The organism is Puniceicoccus vermicola (genome assembly GCF_014230055.1).
In the GTDB taxonomy this organism is placed as follows: domain Bacteria; phylum Verrucomicrobiota; class Verrucomicrobiia; order Opitutales; family Puniceicoccaceae; genus Puniceicoccus; species Puniceicoccus vermicola.
Genome location: NZ_JACHVA010000143.1, coordinates 110,714 through 134,870 on the forward strand (window position 1 = coordinate 110,714; position 24,157 = coordinate 134,870).

A 24,157-nucleotide genomic window follows, 5' to 3' on the forward strand; every position below is an offset into this window, starting at 1 on the left:
TGCGGGCGTGCCGCGTAGAAACGGCTCTCGCCGTTCCTCTCCGAATACCTCCGTTTCCTGTAGCGGAAGCGCGGTAGCGGTTTCGTTGGCCTACGGACTCGCGGAGAACCAGTCCGGCGATCGAGAGCTGGAAAGCTCTCGCTACTTTGAGGGCGAGCTTGCCGCGTAGGAACGGCTTTCGCCGTTCCTCTCAGAATTCTCCGACAGCTCTAACGGCTGCGGCGGGCGGCGCGCATTTCGCGAACCTTCTTGATGTAGAGATTCTCGCCAATCAGGATTGTCGCCCCGATGAACAAAGGACCTGCGGCCATGATTGGACCAAACCAGTTATTAAGATGAAAAAGTACGTCCATAAAATTAAATTCCCGCTTGAGCGAATGGGTCGCAATACCTAAATTGTCAAAATAATGGAAAATTCCAGCCATCCCATTTTCTCTCAAAGCGACTTACGCACCTTCGCTTTAGAGATTTGCTCTGGCGATGAAGAAATCTTCGTCGAGCTTTTAGGCGATTGCCAGACTGACCTAAGGGACCAATTTACCAACCTCGAAGTGGCAAGGGAGGCCCAAAATTGGCGCGACTTCAATCGCGCCGCCCACTCCATGAAGTCCGCCGCCCGCACTTTTGGGAGCCCTTTAGTGAAGGAACTCTCTTTTCAGTTAGAGCAACAATCCGAGGGCGGAGTCGCAGAAGAGAAGCTCCCCGAGCTCGACGAAAAGACACGCGAACTGCAGGAAGCCTCCAAGCGATTCGAGAAGATGCTTGCCGAGATTGCCCTGAATCCGTCTCCCTTCCTTACCTGAGGTTCGCCGAGACTTGGGCGGTTCCTAGGCCCCCGCGTTTTCAAATTGTAGACGCAAAACAAACTCACTGCGACCACTGGCATCGGATTGGAAGGCCAAATCGCCGTCCAGCTTGCCCACCAGTTCCCGCGCCAGTGTTAGCCCGAAGAGATCGGAATCTCTCCCCTTTTTCACAAAATCGAGCCGTTTGGTCATCCGAGGATCAAGGATCTGAGCCCCGAGCGTTTCCACCACCGCTGGCAGATCAGAGCCACTGGAGGGCTCCTCCGGACGCTGAAACTCGATGCGAATCGTGACCGCAGTCGCTTGGCTCCCCGATTCGCCCTCGCCGGCGAATAGATACCAATCGTCCGATTGCGTTGGATTCTCCAAGGCCTCGGAGCGGAAGGAAGCAATGATCTCTCCCGAACCCGTCGCGCGAAAAGCAGAGGTGAGGAGCTGCGTCAGCACTTTCTCGAAAATCCGACGGTCTCCGGAGAGGATGGGCTCCACGGCGGGGGCCTCTTCCGGGTCGAGCTTCAAACGGGGACCGTCTCCAGTCGTCAGGCGGTTGGCGGCCTCCGCCATCTCCGCGAGGACGGCATAGGCTTGAAAATTCTCCGGACGCTGATGCAGGTGTCCGTCAGTCACTTGGAGCATCCAATCGATCTCTTCGATGTGCCGGATCAATCGACGCAACTTATTCCGGGCAGGTTGCAGTGACCGCTTGCTGCCTTCCGAATCTCCGGCCAGCTGACTGTCGTTGACCTTCTTCAGCAGGCCATCGATTTCCCTCAGTGGCGCGAGCATCTGGTCAGCGGAAAGTTCGACCGAAGCCGGATCCACCTCACGGAAATCGAGATGCGCTCCGCGGGTCAGCGAAGTCGATTCGGTTCCTTTCGCGCTGCGACTGAGCCAAGACGGTTTTTCCTCCTCCAATCCAGTCACGCGAAGTGCGTAGACGCGGGGCATCCGGTTCATCACCGCCAAGCGGACTTGGGCCGAACCGTTTTTCCCGTTTGGGAGCAGACAGGAAATCGTCCCCATGGTGGGAGAATCCTGATCGCCAAACTGCTTCCAAACGGCCTTTTCGTTTGCGCCGAGAACCGAGGCAAAGGGCTCCTCCCCCGAATCCCGATGATCTCCAAATACCTTCCGAGCGGCCCGGTTCCGGTAAAATATGTTCAAACCGGCATCCGCCACGAATATTGGCTCTTTCTCCGAGGAGAACAATTTCTCCGCTTCCCGGACCAACTCATCCAGACCAGAATCCCGGGAACGCGACGACTGATCTCCCTCCTCGAAGTCCGACTCGAGGATGACCGATTCCGAGGATTCCGTCACCGAAGACCGGGAGGCTCGATGCGGTCCCTTCTTCGCCGCATTCGCAGTTGAGGAGCCCTCCTCACTCTTATCGGACGACCCTCGAAAATAGATCGCCAAGAGGGAAACCATCAAGAGAGCGTATAAAACGAAAGCGATGAGAAGCAGGGGACTTCGGAACCATTCCATTCGAGGTGTACTACGGGAGGGGAAGGTGCGAAGACGAGAGGAAACGTCATCGAACTCAGCAGTCGATGAAAAGTGGGTAAATCTATTCCTTCGCCTCTGGCTTCTGGGCAACCCAGAAACGGCACTCGTCCGAAAACTCCTTCACCCCCGGCGGCTCATCCGCCAACTTCGAGCGGAGCACATCGATCTCGATCCGAAATCCGACCTCCTTTAAATCGGCCCGAATCATATTGGCCTCGGGCACGTGGATATAAAGGTCTCCCCAAGGAGTCGCTCCGATACGGTCACCGAAATCGATCAAATCGGGATCCTGAGTCCCGGCCCGCCAACGTTTGGTTTCCGCCTTCCAGAAACTGGGATGCTCTGACGCATTGCGGTCATGGCTGGTGAAGACAAACCAAGAGCCCGGACGGAGAACCCGGAAGATCTCTGACATCGCCTTCTTTCGACCGTCCCGGCCCGGAATCTGCATCAGCCCATTAAAGCCGAAAATTGCTCCGTCGAACATCTCGTCGGCAAAATCCAAATCTGTCGCATCCTGAACCCCGAAAGGGATCGGATACTCCAGAATCTCGGCGGCACTCCTCGCCCGCCCCACCATCTTTCGCGCGTAATCGGTGGCAAAAATCTTCGTATATCCCAACTCGTAAAGCCCGATCGCGATCCTCCCGGCACCACAGCCGAGCTCGAGAATGCTGTCTTCGGTCGAGAAAACCCGTTGAAAGATCTTCTCTTCCGAAATCCACAACCCCACATCCGATGCGGCTTGCGCATAGTGATCGATCACATCCTCCTGATTGTAAAACTTGCGAACATCGCCCTTATTCATTGAAGGATAAGGAATCGTCCCCACCGAGAAGATCAAGACGGAAGCTACAGAGGGAACGGGATCCATCCCTCGCAACCTCTGCAAGGTCCCTCACTGACTCAGGAAAGAAGACCCACGAAAAAACTCACCGATCCATTTTCCTCTCACAAAGAGCACAAAGCTCACAGAGAATCACCTTCGTGTTCTCAGTGCTCTCCGTGAGAGAACCCGCACCAGAGCGGACCAGTCCTCATTCGCCGCTTTTCTCTTTCTGGATCTCCTTCAGAAACTCTTTCTGCTCTTCATTCAGAGGAAGCACCCCTTCTGCCGCTTCCCATTCAGCCAACTGCTTTGCCGAGATTCCCAACTGAGCGGCAAAGGACTTCTCGTTGAGCCCAATCCATACCCGCAACGAACGAATGGCCTCGCCATCGAAGGAATCCGGATCTTCCGGTTCCTTCTCGATTTCGACCTCGGTCTCCGCCGACCCATCGTCCAATTTCCCGGGATTCCCCTCAGCCAGCAGCTCTTGCAGCGATTCAAAACCTTCCGGTTCGATCCCAAAAACATCCCGTATTTTCGCAACGTCCAGCGTCCTCCGCGAACGATTCCCCAAACCGGCAAGGAGATTTTCCGTCGCGCATCCACTTTCCAGAAGCTCCTGATGATTGACCCCGCGGAGACGAAACAGGAGTTCGGGCTCCTCGTCCAAACGCGCTCCAATCCCATAGAGAACTGCCGCCACATGCTTGCACATATCCGCCCAGTCGAGGCAGTTGCAATTGAAGTGCATCTCCCCGGGCTGGGGGAATAGCCCCTTTCCCGGGTCGGTCACCCGCTCCATCACTTTGTCCGAAAGCTTCCCCTGTAACAACTCGACCATCGACCCAATTTGCCCACGACAGCTCTCCAAAATCGATTGCCAAACCTGCGAACTCAAAGGGTCGAAACGGATCGACAATTCGTACAGTTCCGATCCCATCACCAGAGCATTCACCTCGCCTGGATCGATATCGAGATGCACAACCGCCCCATTCCTCACATAACTCCGTCCTCGCGGCAAACGGTTTTCGTAGTCGCAATGCAACTCCAAATGGCGGCACCAACTGTGTCCCCAAAAGCTGTTAGCAATCTTCCCCCGGGCACTCACCCCGGTCACCGGTTGAGGATCGAGACCCTCCTCTTTCAGCTCACGCACTTTTTCCGCAGCGCGATCCCGCAGGGTTCCCATCGACATCCTTGGTCTGTAGTCGTCCCAGTCCATCTCAATCGGTCGCTCCCGGAATCGACAAGCTCACGAAATCCAAAAGCTCGGAGTCGCTCATCTCGGTCAATGCCGTTTCCGCCCCCCCGGTGAGGATCTGGTCGGCCGTCTGCTGCTTCGCCTCGATCATCCGGTCGATTTTTTCCTCAAGGGTTCCCCGCGTGATAAACTTATGGACCAGCACGTTGCGCTTTTGGCCAATTCGGAAAGCCCGGTCGGTGGCCTGATTTTCAATCGCAGGATTCCACCAGCGGTCAAAATGGATGACGTGATTGGCGGCCGTCAGGTTGAGCCCGGTTCCCCCAGCCTTGAGGGAAAGAACGAAGAACGGCGGGCCCTCCGCCCGCTGAAAATCATCAACCCGCTTCGAGCGTTCCTTCACCGGCGTCCCGCCGTGGAGGATCAAACCGGGCCGACCAAACACCGTTCCCAAAAGCTCCTCCAGAGGCCCGGTCAATTCCCGGAACTGGGTAAAGACCAGCACCTTTTCCCCCCGCGAAGCGATCTCTTCACAAAGCTCTGCCAGTCGCTGGAACTTGGCACTCTTGGCGGCAGCGTAATGCCCGGATTTGGCCACCTGGTCCGGATGATTGCAGATCTGCTTAAAGCGCATCAAATAGGTAAGCACTACCCCCTTGCGACGCATTCCCTCACTGGCGATCAACTCCTGCTGTAAGGACTTCGCACTCTCCCGGTAAAGTTTTGCCTGGGCTGGAGAGAGTCCGCAGAAGACCTTCATCTCCGTCTTCTCGGGCAGGTCGTCCAGAATCGATTTATCCGTTTTGAGACGTCGTAAGATGTAGGGGGAAACCAGACGTCGCAGCGGGGCAAAACGCTCTTGATCGCCCGTCCTCAGATTTTTGACAAATCTCTGGAAAGTCGAAGCCGTTCCCAGAAGACCTGGATTGAGGAAGTCAAAAATCGACCAGAGGTCTCCGAGATGATTCTCGACTGGAGTTCCGGTCAGGGCGAAGCGGGCCTCGGACTGAAGCTTCCGCACCGCCCGGCTCTGCCGCGTCCCATGGTTCTTGATGGCCTGGGCTTCATCCAGAATGATCCATCCCCACATCCGCTCCGTCGGCCACCTGAGTCGGGGCAACGTCCCGTACGTGGTGATGACCAGATCGGCCGCTTCCACCTCGGCAAAATCCGGGGCATTCGGATCCTCGACAGCCGAATCCGAGCGGTGGGCGACGAAGAGCTTTAGGCTCGGCGCAAACGTTCCCGCTTCCCGCATCCAGTTCCCAATCAGTGAAGCGGGAACGACGAGGAGCGAGGTTTTCGCCGCTGGGGACTCCTCCTTTCTCCGCAGCAAGGCTGCGAGCACCTGAATCGTTTTCCCCAGCCCCATGTCATCGGCCAGACATCCCCCCAGCCCCGTCTGTCCACAAAACCATAACCAGTTCAGCCCCTTCTCCTGATACGGACGCAAAGTCGCCTCTAACGACGAGGGGGCGGCCGCACGATCCGGCGACCGAAGTTGTCCCAGCATTTCGGACATCCACTCGCCGGGCTGCGCGAAAGCCCACTCCCGACGTGCCTCCAGCTCTTCCTCCGACTGGAGATTGCCCGGAGCCCCGGCCAGCAAACGCATTCCCTCGACCATGGAGAGCCCACCCGCTTCTTCGACCGCTCGCCAGTGATCCAGAGCTTCCTGCAACTGCTCCCGGTTCACCTCGACCCAATCGCCCCCGAGACGCACGAGCCCGTCTTCCCCGTCCAGCAACGCTTCCACTTCCTGTCGCGTCAACGTCCTCCCATCGACGACCACCTCCAAAGAGAAGTCGAGCATCCCCTCAAGCCCGACCCCTGAGGTCCGCTTCTTGCCGATCGTCGCCGCAACCTGGGGACGAGGTCCCTTCCTCTTTTTCCACCAATTTGGCAGTCGCACCAACAAACCCGCTTCTTCAAAGAGCGGAACACTCTGCAGAAATTGATAGGCCTCCGCCGGACTCCACAGGATCGGTTGAAAAATGTTCCCGGTCTCGATCAGATCGGCGATGAGCGGTGAATTCTCGGAGGCACGATGCAGCGGAGAAAGCAACCGAAGAAGCACCTCCCGATTTCTTTCCTCGGAAAACTCCTTGAGCGCCTTGGCCAAAGGGAGCAACCGCAACTCCCCGGAAGGCGTCAATCCAGTGGCGTAGGTGGCCAAAAAGGCAAAGGGATTTTCCGGATCAGTCGGATTCTCGGCCAGATGCAGGGTGACCCGGCCTACCCGTGACCAATTCGGGGCATAAGCTTCGAGAAAGACACTGATTCCCCCCACATCGTTGATGCGGCTCTGTGTCCATTGACGCAACCGCTCCCACACCGCGGACAAAACCTCCACCGAAAGATACTCTCCGCCCCGCAGAGGCGGCGCATTGAGAACCCATTCCTGCCACTCAGTGGCCTCCGGTTCCCGCACGACCAGAGCGCCTTTTCCCATCCCCTCCGGCAAGTGACAAACCTCCTCCAAAAACCGGACACCCACCTTCCGCCAAAAATGGACACTCCCATCATCAGCTTCGTCCCGCTTCCGCCCCGCCAAAAAGATCAGGCCGGGCACCTCACCGCCAGCAAATCCAGAACGCAGCCCCCCCTTCTCCTGGCGGCACACAACCACCCCACCCGGAGTGAGCTCCAGCAGACTGGTTTCTTCGAGGACGTTTACCATACAACTCCAAGGAAAACATACGGGAAGACTTGGCGACAGCCATTTCTCCCGAGAAAAGAAAGTGAGCCCTCCAGCCAAAGTACCACAGGCTGCCAGCCTGTGCCGCGGCCCCCTCTATCCAGCGAATGGACCTAGCCGAATAGGATATGAGAACCAAAGAGATGAGCCGTCTGGCAAACCGGAGGAGAGCGTATCGACGACGTAATGGCGCTTCTGAATTTTGAATCTCCACAGCACGCACAAGGCTCCGAATCCGACTAGAGGTCGTGGGTTCACAATTCATTTTGCAGTAGAATCTACTGCCTCTCACTCCAAACCAACCCTGCCAGATAATTCACGAGCCCCGTCATCAGGCCCCCTGGACGCAACGATCAATCTGCTTCAACTCCGGGTGTAGGCTGCAGTCCCGGAAAGACTCGACGTAACTTTTCTAAACCGGACAGATGGCCGATTCCGGTTGTTTCAGCTATTTCTTGAATCCAGCCAGGATCTTTTTGCACATTTCCTCCTTGGAGCAGACTGTCAGAACCCGGTGAAAACGGTTTATTGCTATAAGCCGCGCTCGCTTTTTCAGTTAAATCTACTACTAGTTTCCCTCGAGAGACTTGATTGTACCGTGCCCGCCCCCAATACCCTCTTTTTTCTTCTCGGCCTGCTCTTGGCACCCATCGCTGCTTTGGCAGCCTTGGATCTGAACAACAATCGTCAAAGCGATGTCTGGGAGAATACGTTCCGGGCCACGGGATTGCTGCCCGAAGGGGATGAGGACCGAGACGGAGCCTCCAATGCTGACGAGGCGGTGGCGGGCACCGATCCATGGAATCCCGCTTCGAAGCTGCTCCCACAAATGGAGACCGGTAGGCTTCCTCCGGGGCAAATGGGGATCCAGTGGATGGCGCGAGGCCACAAGGAGTACATCCTCTGGACCAGCCCGGATCTTTCTCCGGATTCCTGGAGCCTTCACGGCAGATGGATCGGGATAGATGACACCATGGACACGTTCTTGTCCCTCCCCGCATCCTCCGCCCTTTTCATGCGACTCGAGGTCAACGACCTCGATAGCGACGGCGACGGTCTCAACGATTGGGAAGAAGCCCTTCTCGGCTATGATCCCGAGACGCCGAACTCCATGCGCCTGCCGACAGCGGACTACACCCGCGCCGCTGGCGCCGTGGTCTCGGGAAATACGGTCTCCATTAGCGCCGTCGACGCCACCACTCACGAAGGATGGCCCGATCCGGCCGTCTTTGCGATCCGCCGCTCCGGTGGGGTTGATGCCCTCACGATTCACCTCGGCCAAACGGGCTCCGCAACCTCCGACTCCGACTACAATGCAATTTCCTCAACCGTTGAAATGCCCTTCGGCCGCAACACGGCGTGGGTTCAAGTGGTTCCGATCACCGATTCACTGATCGAAGGAGACGAAACAGTCACCCTCACCCTCCTGGAGGGGAGCGATTACACTCTCGATCCGCAGGACTCAGCGACCATTACCATTGAGGACGGATCAGGACCAGTCTCCGCCAAGGAGGCCGCCCGCTTTCTCACCCAAGCGACCTTCGGCCCCACACCCGAACTCATTCAAGAAGTTCAGACCCTCGGAATTGAAGACTGGATCGAGAACCAATTCAGCCAGCCGATCGGACTTCACCAGCCCGTCCTCGAGGCCATCGACTGGATCGACGAAGGAGGCGGCCCCTACTCGTTTCATAAAATGAGGGCATGGTGGGAGCAGGCGATGAATGCTCCCGATCCCCTCCGCCAACGGATCGCCTTCGCCCTCAGCGAGATTCTCGTCATTTCCGACCACGGGGCACCGGATCGCACTCCCCGCGGAATGCTCAACTACTATGACATGCTCCTCGCCAATTCCTTTGGCAACTACCGCGAGTTGATCGAGGACGTCACCTTTCACCCCTGCATGGGAATCTATCTCAGCCACCAAGGCAACCAACCTCCCGATCCGGAATTGGGCCGATTCCCCGACGAGAATTACGCCCGGGAGATCATGCAGTTGTTCACCATTGGGCTCTGGATGCTCGGCCCGGATGGCTCCGTCCTCCTCGACCCGCAGAATCAGGCTATCCCGACCTACGACAATAGCGATATCACCAACTTGGCCCGCGTTTTCACCGGGATGAGTTGGGGTGCGGGCGACACCACCGTGCGTTGGGAGTTCTTTTGGCCCGAGGTTCCTGAAGATTTCAACTACGACGACTTTTACGTCGAGCCCATGAAGATGTGGAACGGCCCCTATACCGAATGGTTCGAAGTAGCCCCGGATCAATGGCAGTCCAGAGAGGTTTTCCACCACGACCAAGGGAGTAAAAACGTGCTCGGAACGATCCTCCCGGCCAACGATCCGAACCAGCCGGAAACCGACTACGCCTACGCCGATGTCGATCGCGCCCTGAACGTTCTCTTCAATCATCAAAATATCGGTCCCTTCGTATCCAGGCTTTTGATTCAGAGGCTTGTCACCTCCAATCCATCCCCGGGCTATGTGGGCCGGGTGGCTGCCGCCTTCGCAGACAATGGGGAAGGCGTCCGAGGCGACATGCAGGCCATTGTAAAAGCCATCCTCCTCGACCCCGAAGCCCGCGATTACTCCGTTTCGGAGGACCCACACTACGGAATGCAGCGGGAACCCTATCTCCGTTTCGTGTCTCTGGCACGCGCCTTTGATGCCGCCAGCGAATCCGGCATCTATGAGATCTACTGGATTGAGGATGAATACGGGATGACTCCTCTCTCCTCCCCCAGCGTCTTCAATTTCTTCAGCCCCACCTATCAACCCTCTGGGCCGATCAAAGATGCCGGACTGGTCGCCCCTGAATTCCAAATCACCAACGAGGTCACCGGCATCCGCGTCCCCAATCACCTCTTCAGCTCGATTTGGTATCAAGTGACTTGGAACGGTGATCGACCGACCCGCGAGGTGCATTTCGACTTTTCGGACGAGCTCGCCCTGGTCGGCGATACGGACGCACTCTTGGAGCATCTGGACGTCACCTTGATGCACGGGCAGATGAGCAATGAAATGCGTGAGCTCCTCCACTTCACCCTGACTCGCCCCGACGTCCTCAATCAGTCCGAGAGCGAACAGGTTCGCCTTGCCATCTATCTCATCGCCAGCTCCCCGGAATTTGCCGTCCTCTACTGATCCACCGAAACGCCCAGTTTTTAACCCCGCTCCCTTTGTCATGAGTAAACGAATCAGCCGCCGCAAGTTCATCGGACAAGCCTGTTGCTCAGCGGTCGGTTCGACCGCCCTCTTTTCCACGCTGTTGAACCTGCGGATGGCCAACACGGCCGCCGCCCAGAGCGTCCCCACTGGCGGCGACTACAAAGCGCTGGTCTGCCTCTTTTTCGCCGGCGGATGCGATTCCTTCAACATGCTTCTCCCATATGGAGATACCGAGTATTCGGAGTATGCCGCCATCCGCGGAGACCTGGCCCTAAGCAAATCCGCCGGAGAGATCCTGCCCCTCACCTTGAACCAGCCCATTGGTAAAGATCTCGGCATTCACAGTGGGATGCCGGAGATTCAGGCCCTCTGCAACGCGGGGAACGCAGCCTGGCTCGCCAACGTCGGCACCTTGGTGCAACCCACCACCAAAGAACAGTATCAGGCCGAATCGGTCATTCTGCCCCTCGGGCTCTATTCCCACGCAGACCAGATCCGGCAGTGGCAAACCTCTGTCCCGCAGGATACGTCGTCCATCGGCTGGGGAGGACGCACTGCCGACCTCCTCCATTCGCTCAACAACAACGAGAACATCTCCATGAACATTTCCATTGCCGGGAACAACACTTGGCAATCGGGCAATGAAGTGTTCGAGTACGTCGTCTCCCCGAACGGTTCTACTGGGCGCAGCCGCTACGATCTCACATGGGGCGTCAATCCCGCCATGAGCGCGGCGATCGACAGCCAGCTGACCCACGACTACCAAAACCTCTTCGTCGATACGTTTGCGAAAAAGGGAAAGGGCGCCATGGATGCCCACGCGGAATTCTCGGCGGCGATTGATCAGGCCACTCCGCTCCAAACCGTTTTCCCCGAGGAAAACTACCTCGCCAGTCAGCTCCGCATGGTCGCTCGCAGTATCAGTGCCCACAGCGCCCTGAATATGAACCGCCAAACCTTCTTCGTCCAAGTGGGTGGCTGGGATCATCACGACGAGGTGCTCGGCACCATGGCGACCATGCTCCCACAGGTCAGCGAAGCCGTCGACGCCTTCTACAACGCCCTCACCGAACTCAACGAGCAAAACAACGTAACTCTCTTCACCGCCTCCGACTTCGGACGCACCCTGACCTCTAACGGCGCCGGATCCGACCATGCTTGGGGAGGCAATCACCTCATCGTTGGAGGCGCGGTCAACGGAGGACAAGTCTACGGCACCTATCCGGACCTATTCGAAGGAAACCTGCAAGACACCGGGCGGGGACGCCTCATCCCCACCACTTCCGTCGATGCCTATTTCGGGGAACTCGCACTCTGGTTCGGAGTCAGCCCCCAGGACCTGCCCACCGTTCTTCCCAATGTTACGAACTTCTACACGCCCTCGGCCGCGAGCGGCCCGCTTGGCTTCATGAATATGTCTTAGCACTCCGAGGACGAACCCTTCTCCCTAGGATACAAATGCCATGAAGCTCAGAGCCTGGATCCTGATCCCTCTCGCACTCTGCCTTTTCGTGTTCTGGATCTCCACCCGGCAACCGGAGAGTCGCCCCGCGCCGGCCCCGGCGACTGTCCGGGAAAAGACCTCCCCAAGGGAACCAATCCTCCCAACCACAGCCCCTCACAATCCAACCTCCCCCCTTGCTCAGAAAATCAATCAGCCGGACCAGAGCCCGCAGAGAGATTTGGAAATCGTCTACACCCTTCTCAACCAGACCCGTCTCTTCGTAAAAGACCTCGCCACTCGCCCCCTCGGAACCAACGCCGAATTCACCGCCGTCCTCACCGGCAATAACAGCCTTCGGCTCGCGGCCATCCCCGCGAATCATCCCGCTATCAACCCCTCTGGCGAACTCACCGACCGTTGGGGAACTCCCCTCTTTTTCCATCCCCTGAGCAGCGAGAACACGACCCTACGCTCCGCAGGCCCCGACCGCCAATTGTTCACGGAGGACGATTACGTCTATCCGAATCAATAGAACCCGTGCGGCGCCAGCGGACCGCGGACTTCAGTCCGCCCCGTAGGAAGGACCACGGCGGAAGGGCGCTTTCGGAGCCGATCCCCGAACATACCGATCGAAAGTGCTCTCGCACTTCCGCTACAAAGGAAAAATACCGCTCCAAGGGGGAGGGATTAAAATCTGTGCTCCGCCCCCCCCCGGCCCTCCCTTTTCCCACTGGAAACCCAGACGGACCTCCGTTAGAAAGAGAAAGATGTCCAATTTCCTCGAAACCGTTCCGGCGGAGCAAGCTACTCTCATCCGCAATCTCGCCCAGCAAGCGAAGGCCGCGGGAGGTCGTCTGCTCCTGGTTGGGGGGGCCGTGCGGGATCTTCTTTCCGGGAAGGTTCCCGTTGAGTTCGACCTCGAGGTGTTCGGCCTCTCACTCGATGCCATTGAGCGCGAGCTCGGACGGGAGATTCCCCTCATTCAAGTCGGCCGTTCATTCCCCGTCGTCAAAGTCCGCGACCAGCCGATCGACATCGCCATTCCCCGTACCGAGTGGAAAACCGGCAACCGCCACACCGATTTCGGTTTTGAAGCCAATCCTGATCTGGATTTTGCCACCGCCGCCCGACGTCGGGATTTTACGATCAACGCCATTGGCTGGGATCCGCTCACCCAAGAATTGATGGATCCCTACGGAGGCGAGAAAGACCTGCGCGCCGGCATCCTCCGCCACGTCTCCGACCAATTTGGCGAAGATGCCCTTCGGGTTCTCCGGGCCATGCAATTCATCGCCCGCTTCGACCTCACGCCCGCCCCGGAAACGATCGCCGTCTGCCGCACCCTGGAGCAGACCCACCTCGCCGCCGAGCGCATCTTTGAAGAATGGAAGAAACTCATTCTCAAAGGGAAGATCCCTTCCAAAGGAATGTTCTTCCTGGAAGAAGTCGGCTGGCTCCGCTTCTACCCGGAACTGGAGGTTCTCGTCGACTGCCCGCAAGATCCCCGTTGGCACCCGGAAGGGACGGTCTGGCGGCACACCTGCTTCTGCCTCGACGCCTTCGCCCGCGAGCGCATCGGAGAAGAGAAGGAGGATCTCATCGTCGGCCTCGCCGTCCTCTGTCACGATCTCGGCAAAGCCACGACTACCACAACCGACGAAGAGGGCGGCATCCACTCTTACGGCCACGAAAAGGCGGGAATCCATCCGACGCGAGCTCTCCTCTCGCGGATGACTCGGGAGAAATCCCTGATCGAAGAAATCGAGCCCCTGGTCGTCACCCACATGCGCCCCCGCCAACTCTTCGAGCACAAATCCGGCCCGGCCGCCGTCCGGCGCCTCGCGGACAAAGTCGGCCGCCTGGACCGCCTCCTCCGTGTTTGCCGAGCCGATACAGCCGGACGCCCCCCATTGCCTCCCGGAGATTTCCCCGAGGGACAGTGGCTCCTCAACCGCGCCGAGGAACTCAACGTCTCCAACAACCGCCCCTACCCCATTCTCCAAGGCCGCGACCTCCTCAAGCTCGGCGTAGATCCCGGCCCCAGAATGGGCAAGCTTCTCAAGCGACTTTTCGAAGACCAACTCGACGGAAAATTTGAAACCAAAGATGAAGGCCTCGAACGGGCGAAGGAACTGGCAGATCTCGATTAAGAAAACGAGCTCCACCTGCGTAGATCCTGCTGATGACCTGGGATCGGGTGGCTTCAGCACCCGACTCTCTCGCTTTCGCAAAACGAGAGCACGAAGTGATTTTGCAAAGGGCCGAGAAAGCTTTTGGGCCCTTCATCGCCGGTAATGATGAACGGAATCTGTTAGAACGAAATTTTCAGAACCCAGATTATCGAAACAGTCTTTATTGATCCGACAATTCAGCCTGAGAGATCGAAATGTTTCTGTAAATCGCCGCCCTTTGATTCATATGCCGCAGACCAATTCGACCTTCATTCAAGTTGGGAGTTTGGGATAGATCCCAACGAAAAAACCGGGATTCAGTGGGGTTTTGAACCTGCATCAGCAACTCCTCTCCCCGCTTGATCACGGTGATATGATGAGTGATTCCAGGTTCAAAAAGACCGACAGCCGAATAATCAGGCTCGATTTCCATTTTACTAAAGTCACCTCCAGCGAGCGAGCGAGGGTAGCGGCGAGCACGAATGTAAGCGGACTCCTTCGTCGCTTCGGGATCATTGTCAAAAGCCGCAAAGCTGATGTGCAACAAGTTCATATGGTCGAAATACATTTTCATGTATGGAATCTGTCGCAGATCATTCCATTGGGAGATGTCCTCGACATAAGGGGCTTCACCCGTCCCCGTTGCAAAGAGGTAGATGAGGTTCACATAATGGTCGACCGTATCCATCCGAGTATAATCGAATTCCAGCTTAAGGTCGCCTTGAAAACTCTGCTGAGTCCACAAGACCGCATGAGACGCATTATCCCTCGCGATCGGTCCAGCCGAATAAAAAAGGCCATTGGGTAAGTTCTTGAGCGTCGCTTTGTGCCCATCGAGAAACCAGTGATCCTGCCAAGGCTCCCGTCCTGAAAAGCGCATGACTTCTGTCCAATTCTCACCGCGCGCTTGATCGAAAGTATTGCGCAGGTCGCTATCGTCCTGAGATTCCGGAGTCGCCATAGAAATCGTATTGAAACAGCTCATCATCGAAACGGCGAGCGCCAAGGCTCGAAAATTCATTCGAATTCGAACCGCTTTTGAGAGTCCAGTAACGAAAATCCTGACATTAAAGGGGTTCTCCATCAGATTCATTTGATCCTTTCGAGCCGAGGCTCCGGACATCGTGTAAAAAGACTGCCCGGAACACTTACGACCAAAATTTTCGATTCAGCGATCCCCAAACCTGCTGCGCCGAAGAAAAACCAGTAGGATTGCGAAAAACCCGACAAACATCGAGGACGTGCTCAACTCTGGAATCGCATTCGCCCGTATGCCCTCCAAATCACCGAGACTCAGTGCGCCCGAAGCATCAGCTGCTCCTCCGTCTGTATAGACTCGCAGATCATCAAGGAGACCATCGTAGGGACGGTTGTAGCCACTGGAGTTACCGATAAGCAGCGTCTCAGAAGTTGTATGGACGGTGTCCGGATCAAAGGTAGCCGTGCCAAGAAGTGAGACCGAATCCGTCTTCGAGCCCGCATAGATGCTGGTCAGGCCCGTAGTTCCGTCATAAGAGGTAGCAAAGAAGACCCACTCATCCGTTGTATCAAAGAGAGAACTGGATTCATTGAGGGTTTCGGTTCCTGCCGAACCGTCACCTTGCCGAAACGCCAAGGTCAATGCATCGCTGTTGGGCAAATAGATCGCGTTGTAAGACCCGAACTGGATAATTCGGGCAAATGATCCAGGCGTCGATTCAGCCTTGGCCCATCCAGTGATCGTAAAAGAGGTCGAGCCTCCAAAACCGCTCGCACCGCTAGCTGAGGAGGCCGTCGCCGCAGCATTCTTATTCGAAGTGGCGGAATTCCCCATTGCATCGGGTGCCGTCATATCAAAAGCGTAGTCTCCCGCTAAACCGGATACTCCGGAACCGTCCGCTCCGCGTGTCGCCGCTCCGTCGAAAACGGCTTCTGTTGTGTTGCTACCGGTTGACGTGGTGCCCGTGGCATTCCCAGAATCATTAAAATTAAATTCGTAGAGGAGAGTCTGGGCGTTCAGTCCACAGCCTGATGCGCTAAGGGTCAGAGTGAGGATCAATGTTTTTGCTTTGAGGTTTTTCATGATTCGTTGGTGTATTGAGGGATTCCTCGGTGACTTTGAGTCTCCCGAATTTCAGGGGTGGTAGATTTTGAAGAGAGCATTCTCCTCCCTCACTGTTCAGGCAACGGATGGTTAATTTAACTCGTTAAATTAACCATCCTTCCGTCAATTAGGAATGCTCCGAAAATATCGAGAATCGTCGTCAAATCACCGACACTTCGATTCTGCCCGTTCCATGCGAGAGGGCCAACAAAAGAAGCCGTAACCGCAGGGTGCTTCCGTCCAAGAGGAAGGCTGCGTGCTCATCCTATCGACTCAACTGCCTTGGATTTATTCTTCGACCCCAGAGCTGATCCCATCATTCGAACCAGACTCAGGAATCGCACTTGAATGGGCGTTCGACCTCGGAATAGGTCCGGCATGGAAAGAAGGAAGCGTCGCCCCCGGCACCATGCGTTGAGGGATTCCTTCGGGCAGTGGGAGGCTAAGATTATCGGAGCCTTCTATGGACAGTTGAGATGGATGAAAACGGTCAGCTAGCAACTGAGGCATGTAAACCGCGCTGCGAGAGTGCGGCAAAATTGCCTTGGGAACGGCCGAAGCCTCCACCTCCCAGATGGAGAGCCCTTCAGCAATCTCCTCTCCTTCCGGAGTAGCGTCCCCGAAAGAAACGATATTGTTCCGATACTGAATTCCCTCGGGTCCATTCGGCTGCCTCGATACCGAAAATTGTCCGGTCAGGAGAATATTGTTGAGAAAGAAAAAATGCTCAAATCGGCGGCCTTCTCGATTAAGCGACGTAAAAAGGCGCTTGTACGGGGCGACAATGGTGTTATGCACCACCCAGAATCCTCCTGGAGCAGGAGTCACATCCTCCGGGATCTCCCCCATTCGTCCATCCGTCCAGAACCGATCATACTTGATGCCAATTTTAAAAACCCCTCCCCGGCTCGTAGAATCCTCCCAGAGATCGACATCCCCCGGCGTCTGCAGACATACGTTGTCATAGAGGTAGATCGGCCCCGGCAGCGGAACTCCGCTCAAGGGCTGCCAAGAGAATGGCTCAAACGCGTCTATGATCATATTGCCTCGAATGGTTAAGTCTCTCGCGTGCTCCTCCGTTTCAAAGGCATTGTCGCCGATGCGCTCGATTCGGTTTTTCTCGATAATCGAGTGACTACTATTGGAGACAGATCCGCTGGAAAAGGCTTCAAAGGATTCCCAAACCCAGTTTTCCCGAATCACCCACTCCCGACCGATACGGCGAATGAGACCCGTCTCGTAACTGTAGGGCCGCTGCAATCCCCCTGTAACTGGAAGAAACCCTGCCTTGCGTTGCCAATGTTGCGGTCTCCGCTGGGAAGGGCTATCGGGAGAAGTATTCTTAGACTGAACCGTAATGATTTCTTCAATATCGGTGTAGACCGGGAACTGTGTGTAAAAACAATGCTCGACCCGTACCCGAGCGGTGCTCCCGTCCTCCTTGCCGGCCACGCCGTACCGACAGCCATAGAACCAAGAGTTACGCACGACCAGATCGTCCGCCTCGGAATAGACTCCCGCCAAACCGGGGGTCTCGAAGGTAAAACCGTCAAGAATCACATGGGCCGAACCGGAAAACTTCAGTGCGATCAGAAAGTTATCCGGACGATTGGGCTGATTGCCCCAGCGACCACCGGCCGTAGGTGGTCCTACCGCCATTGTGGCGTCATTGGGATCGACCGCGCCGTATTTGCCGCCCGCATTCAATCGCACATAGAGATATTTCTCACTGGCATCCCAAGTGAATCCGTGTGTGTTCCCGGGATAGTCGTCATCGACAAAGTGAAAGGCTTTCAAGTCATCCAGTCTCTCATAGGGTGGCAGGTTCACACTGTCGCCCAACATTTGCACCGGACGATAATCCAAGGGAATTCGATAAAGCCCCAAGTCATGATCGACCAATTCCCAAGAGACCTTCCCACTACGCACCTCGGGAACCGCCCCCGACAGGACCGTCTGATAACAGCCGCCATCCTGAGCGATAATTTCCAGCGGTTGATCAACTGTGCCGCCCCGTGTCAGAATGATCGTCTCGTGATAGAGACCCGGGCCGACCCAGATTTGGTCGCCCGGTTGAGCAATGTCGATCGCCGCTTGGATTGTTTTCAGTGCGTCTTCCGGAACGCGACCACCCGCAGAATCGTGACCGGAATCTCCGTTCACATAAAAGCTGTCTCCAAACAAGCTGGTGCTCGCGCTGGCAAGAAACAAGCAAAGCATTAAAATGAAAGGGGGTTTTCGCATAATCCTAGTGAATACTATTACCAACAATAAGCGCAGGAATCATCCCTCGCGAGAGCGGGATTCTGAAACGGAGAGATACTAACCAGAACGCTTACTGCTTCGATCAATCTCAAGGGTTGACTTGAGACTCGCAATGCCGAGAGGTTTTAACACGTTAAACCCATAAGCTGGTCCCTCTCTCCAATCCACAGCGACTCGACTCTTCCCCGATCCACTTCCCCCCTCCCGCAGAAACAATGCCCCCCAAGAACTCCTCAGATCAGCCCACTCCTCCCGTTACTCTGCAGAACATCGCCGATCGATTGGGGGTAACCCGGGCACTGGTTTCGATGGCCCTGCGCAACTCGCCGAAGGTAGCGGCCGCCACAAGGGAACGGGTCCAGGCCATGGCTCGCGAAATGGGCTATCGCTCCAACCCTTTGGTTCGCGCCCTGATGTCGGAAGTGCGCCAGCGTCGGAAGCATGTCTATCGGGCAACGCTCGCATTTATCACGAATTTGAAAACGGAAAACCACTGGCAAGGATTGACTGTGTATCCGGACTACTTCAATGGAGCGAAACAGGCCGCGCGACGTCTGGGATACGATGTGGAACACTTCTGGTTGGGCAACTACCGCTCGAACCCCACCCGATTAGCCGAGGTTCTCCGCGCACGAGGAATACCAGGCGTGCTCATACCTCCGCTACCCGCCGAAAACCATTCCTTTGACATGGACCTGAAAGGCTTTAGCGCCGTGACGTTTGGATACTCGATGAAACGACCGAACATCCCTCGGGTTTGCAACCATCACATCCATACCGTGCAGTTGGCCGTCGAGCATCTGGTTGAACGTGGCTACCAACGGATCGGTTTCGCCCTGCGCAAGGATGAAGTCGCACAAGTGAATTACCTCTGGCGGGCGGGATTGACCGTGGTTCAATACTTATTCCCGAATCTAACCATTCAGATCTTCGAACCCGATCAGTGGACCGAAGAGGCCTTTCAGAAATGGGTTGCATCACACCGGCCCGAAGTCGTCATAGGAGGCAATAAAACACTCTGGAAATGGATGGGCCATCTCGGGTTGAGGATCCCGGAGGAAATCGGCTTCCTGCACCTCGACTGCCGAAAGGACGAAGAAATCAGCGGCACCTATCAAAATACCTTAAGCTTAGGAGAGTCCGGAATCGAACTACTAGCCAGCTTAGTAGAGTCCAATACCACGGTGGAAGATGAGCAACCCCGGGTCATGATGCTTCAAAGCGATTTCCACGAAGGACGAACCCTACGACCCATCGAAAAATAGAACGAATTTAACGAGTTAACGCATACCGCGGTTGTCGCTGAAGAGCCCTACCGGAGAGTTGTAGGATGAAAACGCAACGCGTAGGCGTCATCCTCATTGGCATCAACGGCTATGGATTCCGATTCCTCCAGGAAACTTTCCGCCTGGAAACCCTGGGGGAGGTCCGTCTTCAGGCGGTTATCGACCCGGCAGCAGCTCAAAACCCTGAATGGGCATACCTGCAATCTACCGGAGTTCCCGCTTTCGACGATCTCAAGGATTGTCTGGATTCGGGAATCGAGGCGGATCTCGTGGTTATTGTCTCTCCGATCGCATTTCACGCGTCTCAGACCTGTGCGGCCTTAGCGGCCGGCATGGACGTCCTCTGCGAAAAACCAATTTGCGCGACAATGGCGGAGGCCCGCCGAATGATGGCAGCGCGCGATGCCTCCGGCCGATATTTGGAAATCGGCTACCAATGGTCTTTCAGTTCACCCGTGCAGGCCTTGAAGACAGACATACTCGCTGGCCGGCTGGGCTCGCTCCGATCGCTGCGAACCTGCGTAGCTTGGCCGCGAGGAGAGGTCTACTTCCAAAGAAACAATTGGGCTGGACGAGTTCGCGATCCAGAGGGTCGACCTGTCTTTGACAGTCCGGTAAACAACGCCACCGCTCATTTTCTTCACAACATGCTCTTTGTTGCCGGAATCTCCCCCACACTATCTGCCACACCCAAGATCATTGAGGCGGAGTGCTACCGGGGAAACCTGATCGAGAATTTCGATACCGCCTGCTGCAGGCTGGAAACCGTTGAAGGTCCGGAGGTCCTCTTTTTCACCACGCACTGCACGAAGGAAAAGATCGGCCCCCAGTTCTCGTTCTCCTGCGATGAGGCCCAGATCGAATACACCGCCGGCGGCTCGATCATCGCCCGGCTTTCCAACGGTGATCAGAAGGACTATGGAAATCCTGAAGGTGATCCGATGGAGAAATTCCGATACTGCTTGGACCGCTGTCGCGACCCACACAAATTCCCGGCGGTATGCGGCCCTGAAGCAGCCATAGCCCACACCTCCTGTGTCCAAGGATTTCAGGCGACTCCTGTGATAGCTCTCCCAGCCAGTCAACTGCAGTACTCAAACGATAAGCCTGAGACCAAACTTACTTTCCTGCCGGGCTTGGACGCGGAGATCCTAGAAGGATATCGCAAGGGTCTTCTGTTTTCGGAAATGAAATTGCCCTGGTCTTCACCCGCGACGCGGGTGTCTCTCCCCGTGGGTCCGACAGAAACCATTGGGGCGCGGGAAGCTAGCGGTCTCTCGTAAGCTCTCTCCAACCGATTCCCACACGATCACAAAAGCTGCTCTCGCTATCTTTCGGTCACCCTATTCTTCGGAAACCTTCCGAGCATCGTTTTCGGCCGACATCCGGGCTTGCTGACGTTGCCATTCGAAGATTGAACGAATCCTGGGTTCCGGACGAGGGACTTCAAACTCGCGATCCGAAGGTAGAGGAAAGATGCGGTTGTTTTCCAATCGAAGAAACTCGCCAATCCCCTGTGCAAATGAAGCCACCTCCGTGATTGGACCATAAAATCGATTGTCCAGGATCTCGATACCCGTACAATTCGCTGCGCCCACGAGAATGGCGGGATTTTGTCCGTTGGGGAGCGCGAATACGTTGTCGGCAATAATATGATCGAAGCTCTTCTCCTTGACGTAGATCCCACGCTTTCCGCCAACAACAAAACGATTGTAGACGATTATCCATGCCTCATTCCCACCGAGCATCGTAACGCCAGACTTCGGGGCGATGACATCATTGTAATAAACGACATTCCGGGGCCCTTGGGGCCCGTGCGAAGTGCTGCTGGGCCCCGAAGCAAAGAAGCCGTGCCCATAAGTTCCTTGCCCGAGATCCGACTCTCTCTGCTCGATCCGATTATTCTCGAATAGATTCTCGTGAGTCCAACCGGCGTGCCACTGGGCATCACTGCCGACAAAGTGGCTGTCGCGAATGACATTTCCGGCGGAACCCCATTGCAAATCCGGTGCATGCCGCATGCCGCGGGTGAAGACGTCCTCCATCAGACAATCGTAGGAGCGCTCAAAACCAACGTAACCCGTGCCGCCGCCCCCTTTGAAGAGAGAGTCAAATACCTCCACATTTTGCACCTCACAGAACTTCGAACGTGTAAAATACAAAGGATTGCGACCGGCATTGACGATCTTTACCGAGCTAACCCAGCTGTTCCACGCGTAGCAAAACGTCACCCCGTCGGTCCATAAATCTTCGATCGGATACCAGAGGGTTTCAGGTATGCGCGGCCCGACCAACTCTTGGGTGAAAACCTTCTGCTCAATAGTCAGGTCCTCAATGCCCACCCCTTCGGCGGTTCGTATGCGACAGACGAACGAACCGTCTTCGACTGGGAAGTCGATCCGAAGAGCCTGCGAGACCGTAACTGTATCCCCATCGACAGAAACAACCTCCAGCTGATTGCTTCTGAATGTCCCCCAAGGACTAACATTGCCCGTAATTTCATTCCATCGCGGTGTAGCGGGCGCCTCGATATAAAGACGATCTCCCGACTTAAGTCCGTATCCAGACGCCAGCTTAAGCTGGCGACTGCCTCGCTCTGCCGTTTCCAACAACGGCATAACGGAAGAAACCGGCCCTCCTCCCAGTACCATGATCGCTGCGTGCTGATCCAGCCACCGATCTCCCGGCTGAGGATCTTCGGACACGGTGACGCTAAAAGAGTCGGAAAATGTATCCCCATTCGCGTAGCCAATCGTAGCCTTAAGGGTATGCGTTCCAGGGCCGAGTTTCCCCAAAAGATCCTTTCCACGACAACGCAGGAAAAATCGATTGCCCCAGTGATCTTTCCGACTGCGAGCATCTACAATCGAACTTCCATGGGAGACACGTAATTCCACTAGATTCTTCGGGTTGGCTTGAATCTCAAAGAATCCGTTCGGCCCGATAATCTTATCAGGGGACCATATCCGGCTACGAATTTCCCCATAAGGAATGTAATCCTGAAAAACCAACCGGGTCCTTTCCTGCCCTGCTCCTCGAATCACTACGCCGGAATCATAAATGACAACCGGACGATTGAGGAGAAACTCCCCGGGCGGAAGCTCAACGACTCCACCCCCAGAATCAGCGACCTCTGCTACGGCATCGTTCAGCAATGTCGCGATGTCATCCCCTTCATGTCCCTCGAATCGATCCACGCCGACGATGATCGGTAGCTGCGGAATCCCTCCCGAGACGCCCGCCATTCTCCAGTCAGGATACACGAACCCATCCGGTCCGGGGACATCCGCATCGGTGAGCAGTGTATCGTTCGGATCAAGTTTATAACTGGGAGTCCAGGGCGGGGTCATATCCGGCGAGTAAACCTCCAAACGCAGAGTATCGAAGTCAGTGGTGCTGGTGTCCCTACGGTAAGAATGAAGCCAGCCCTCGACCTCGACGGCCCCATCCGGTGCGACCGCGACGACCGAATAGTCACGCCACGTGCGGCTGTTGACGGAGACCAAGTTCTCTCTGCCATCGGGCGAATCGATCCGATGACCTTCTCGATCATAAAAAAGAAGATAGCCCCCCACACCTTTCCCGTCGATTCTGCGAGCCAGAAACCGGAACCGAAAAATCTGCCCCGGCTCAGCGGGCAATCGGGGTGTAGCAACTGACGAACCCTCCTCCGTAGAAGAATCTTCCACCCGGAGTCCCCAATCGCCGTTATGTGCTGCCTCCGAACGAATTGAACTCATGGGCTCGCTCTCATCGATAACCCATCCGTCCAAAGCTTCCTCAAAACCGCTCTCGAACCGAGGGGAACCGGGTCCCGAAGAGGAATGAGCTTCACTGATCAATTTCAGGTAGGCCTCTGCTAATCGTCGTCCGAATTCCCGTTGAGACTTGGCATCGAAATGGGTGTTATCCGGCTTACAGGTCAAGCCGTCGCTCGAAACGAATCCTGCATAATCCGTTTCCATCGCAAAGTCGCGCAAAGCCCGATCCACCTGGAACGTGTCCGCATTCCACGGTCTCGTCGGAAATTGCCCCAATTGCCCAACGAGGATCGGCAGGTTCGGATCGCTGAATTCGGTCCGAAATCGATTCATCAAAACATTCAAATTCTTTTCATAATTCGCAGCACGCTTGCCCGAAACATCCGCTTCCCCCTGGTGCCAAAGGATTCCTTTCAGCGTTCCGTCCTGCATCGCTCGCTTGGTCCGGGAAACGGCATCGTCATAAGGGTAGCTCTTGGTCTGCTCGTGATAGCCCCCTGGAACCCATTTGGTAATCGAAGATCCACCACAAGCCGCAGGAATGAGCCCAATGACCACATCTTCCTGTTCATCCGCAATGGCCTCGGCGAAGCTTCGCCCCGGACCGACTCCGGCGATGGATTTATCAAAATGAATCGGATCGACCGCCGGCACCCATTCACCGTTTTCGGAGAGCATCAGAATCCGCGGATTTGGAATTTTATCCTCTGGAGCGACTTTGCCTCGTCCCGCCATATTGGATTGTCCGGCGAGCAGAAAAAGGTGAAATTTATCCTTGGAAGGTAAAGACTCCGAGACATCGGCCACAGCATACCCCAAACCAGTGGAAAAGGATATAGCGAGGCAAAGCAACGATGCCCCTAATGAGAGAAACTTGGGAATAGGCATAGAAAGGAGAATTGAATGTTAATCGGACCGCGCACGCAGGCAGGAGC

The 24,157-nt window shown here is 56.0% G+C and carries 16 protein-coding genes; 7 read left to right on the plus strand and 9 right to left on the minus strand.

All coding sequences use genetic code 11. The features are described from left to right. Nucleotides 1-209: 209 nt before the first annotated feature. Entirely contained in the window at nucleotides 210-425 is a 216-nt protein-coding gene (locus H5P30_RS21630; protein WP_185695003.1) for a hypothetical protein, read from the minus strand. Here H5P30_RS21630 and H5P30_RS21635 point away from each other — a divergent pair. Continuing rightward, a complete protein-coding gene (locus tag H5P30_RS21635; RefSeq protein WP_185695004.1) occupies nucleotides 408-803 on the plus strand; it encodes an Hpt domain-containing protein in 396 nt (131 codons plus the stop codon). The genes H5P30_RS21630 and H5P30_RS21635 overlap by 18 nt on opposite strands. A 24-nt stretch (nucleotides 804-827) precedes the next feature. On the opposite strand, the gene H5P30_RS21640 is transcribed toward H5P30_RS21635, so the two are convergent. From H5P30_RS21640 to H5P30_RS21655, 4 genes are all read right to left on the minus strand, one after another. Continuing rightward, nucleotides 828-2,294, minus strand: a complete 1,467-nt coding sequence (locus H5P30_RS21640) for an ATP-binding protein (protein ID WP_185695005.1) — start codon at nucleotides 2,292-2,294, stop codon at nucleotides 828-830. An 82-nt stretch (nucleotides 2,295-2,376) separates the two neighbouring features. After that, entirely contained in the window at nucleotides 2,377-3,123 is a 747-nt protein-coding gene (locus H5P30_RS21645; RefSeq protein ID WP_185695006.1) for a class I SAM-dependent methyltransferase, read from the minus strand. A 229-nt stretch (nucleotides 3,124-3,352) separates the two neighbouring features. Continuing rightward, nucleotides 3,353-4,339, minus strand: coding sequence for a hypothetical protein (locus H5P30_RS21650; protein WP_185695007.1), 987 nt, complete (start codon nucleotides 4,337-4,339; stop codon nucleotides 3,353-3,355). 28 nt (nucleotides 4,340-4,367) lie between these two features. Continuing rightward, nucleotides 4,368-6,698, minus strand: coding sequence for a DEAD/DEAH box helicase (locus H5P30_RS21655; RefSeq protein WP_425504941.1), 2,331 nt, complete (start codon nucleotides 6,696-6,698; stop codon nucleotides 4,368-4,370). 943 nt (nucleotides 6,699-7,641) lie between these two features. On the opposite strand from H5P30_RS21655, the gene H5P30_RS21660 reads away from it, so the two are divergent. The 4 genes from H5P30_RS21660 (at nucleotide 7,642) to H5P30_RS21675 (ending at nucleotide 13,806) form a co-directional block, all read left to right on the plus strand. After that, entirely contained in the window at nucleotides 7,642-10,188 is a 2,547-nt protein-coding gene (locus H5P30_RS21660; protein WP_185695009.1) for a DUF1800 family protein, read from the plus strand. 40 nt (nucleotides 10,189-10,228) lie between these two features. Further along, the gene (locus H5P30_RS21665; RefSeq protein ID WP_185695010.1) at nucleotides 10,229-11,635 is read left to right on the plus strand and encodes a DUF1501 domain-containing protein; all 1,407 of its coding nucleotides are present in this window, start codon (nucleotides 10,229-10,231) and stop codon (nucleotides 11,633-11,635) included. 40 nt (nucleotides 11,636-11,675) lie between these two features. Then, the gene (locus tag H5P30_RS21670; RefSeq protein WP_185695011.1) at nucleotides 11,676-12,188 is read left to right on the plus strand and encodes a hypothetical protein; all 513 of its coding nucleotides are present in this window, start codon (nucleotides 11,676-11,678) and stop codon (nucleotides 12,186-12,188) included. A 235-nt stretch (nucleotides 12,189-12,423) separates the two neighbouring features. After that, complete coding sequence (locus H5P30_RS21675) at nucleotides 12,424-13,806, plus strand: CCA tRNA nucleotidyltransferase (protein ID WP_185695012.1); 1,383 nt, start codon at nucleotides 12,424-12,426, stop codon at nucleotides 13,804-13,806. A 202-nt stretch (nucleotides 13,807-14,008) separates the two neighbouring features. On the opposite strand, the gene H5P30_RS21680 is transcribed toward H5P30_RS21675, so the two are convergent. From H5P30_RS21680 to H5P30_RS21690, 3 genes are all read right to left on the minus strand, one after another. Next, nucleotides 14,009-14,848 carry a hypothetical protein gene (locus H5P30_RS21680; RefSeq protein WP_185695013.1) on the minus strand — a complete coding sequence of 280 codons (840 nt, stop codon included), beginning with the start codon at nucleotides 14,846-14,848 and terminating at the stop codon, nucleotides 14,009-14,011. A 147-nt stretch (nucleotides 14,849-14,995) separates the two neighbouring features. After that, nucleotides 14,996-15,889 carry a LamG domain-containing protein gene (locus H5P30_RS21685; protein WP_185695014.1) on the minus strand — a complete coding sequence of 298 codons (894 nt, stop codon included), beginning with the start codon at nucleotides 15,887-15,889 and terminating at the stop codon, nucleotides 14,996-14,998. A 309-nt stretch (nucleotides 15,890-16,198) separates the two neighbouring features. Continuing rightward, nucleotides 16,199-18,154 carry a hypothetical protein gene (locus H5P30_RS21690; RefSeq protein WP_185695015.1) on the minus strand — a complete coding sequence of 652 codons (1,956 nt, stop codon included), beginning with the start codon at nucleotides 18,152-18,154 and terminating at the stop codon, nucleotides 16,199-16,201. A gap of 236 nt (nucleotides 18,155-18,390) precedes the next feature. Between H5P30_RS21690 and H5P30_RS21695 the strand changes: the two genes are divergently transcribed. After that, entirely contained in the window at nucleotides 18,391-19,440 is a 1,050-nt protein-coding gene (locus tag H5P30_RS21695) for a LacI family DNA-binding transcriptional regulator (RefSeq protein WP_185695016.1), read from the plus strand. A 65-nt stretch (nucleotides 19,441-19,505) separates the two neighbouring features. Then, nucleotides 19,506-20,744 carry a Gfo/Idh/MocA family protein gene (locus H5P30_RS21700; protein WP_185695017.1) on the plus strand — a complete coding sequence of 413 codons (1,239 nt, stop codon included), beginning with the start codon at nucleotides 19,506-19,508 and terminating at the stop codon, nucleotides 20,742-20,744. A gap of 60 nt (nucleotides 20,745-20,804) precedes the next feature. Here the strand turns inward: H5P30_RS21700 and H5P30_RS21705 are convergent, their stop codons facing one another. Further along, nucleotides 20,805-24,110 (minus strand): sialate O-acetylesterase, encoded by a 3,306-nt coding sequence (locus H5P30_RS21705; protein WP_185695018.1) that lies wholly within the window; start codon nucleotides 24,108-24,110, stop codon nucleotides 20,805-20,807. Nucleotides 24,111-24,157 lie beyond the last annotated feature (47 nt).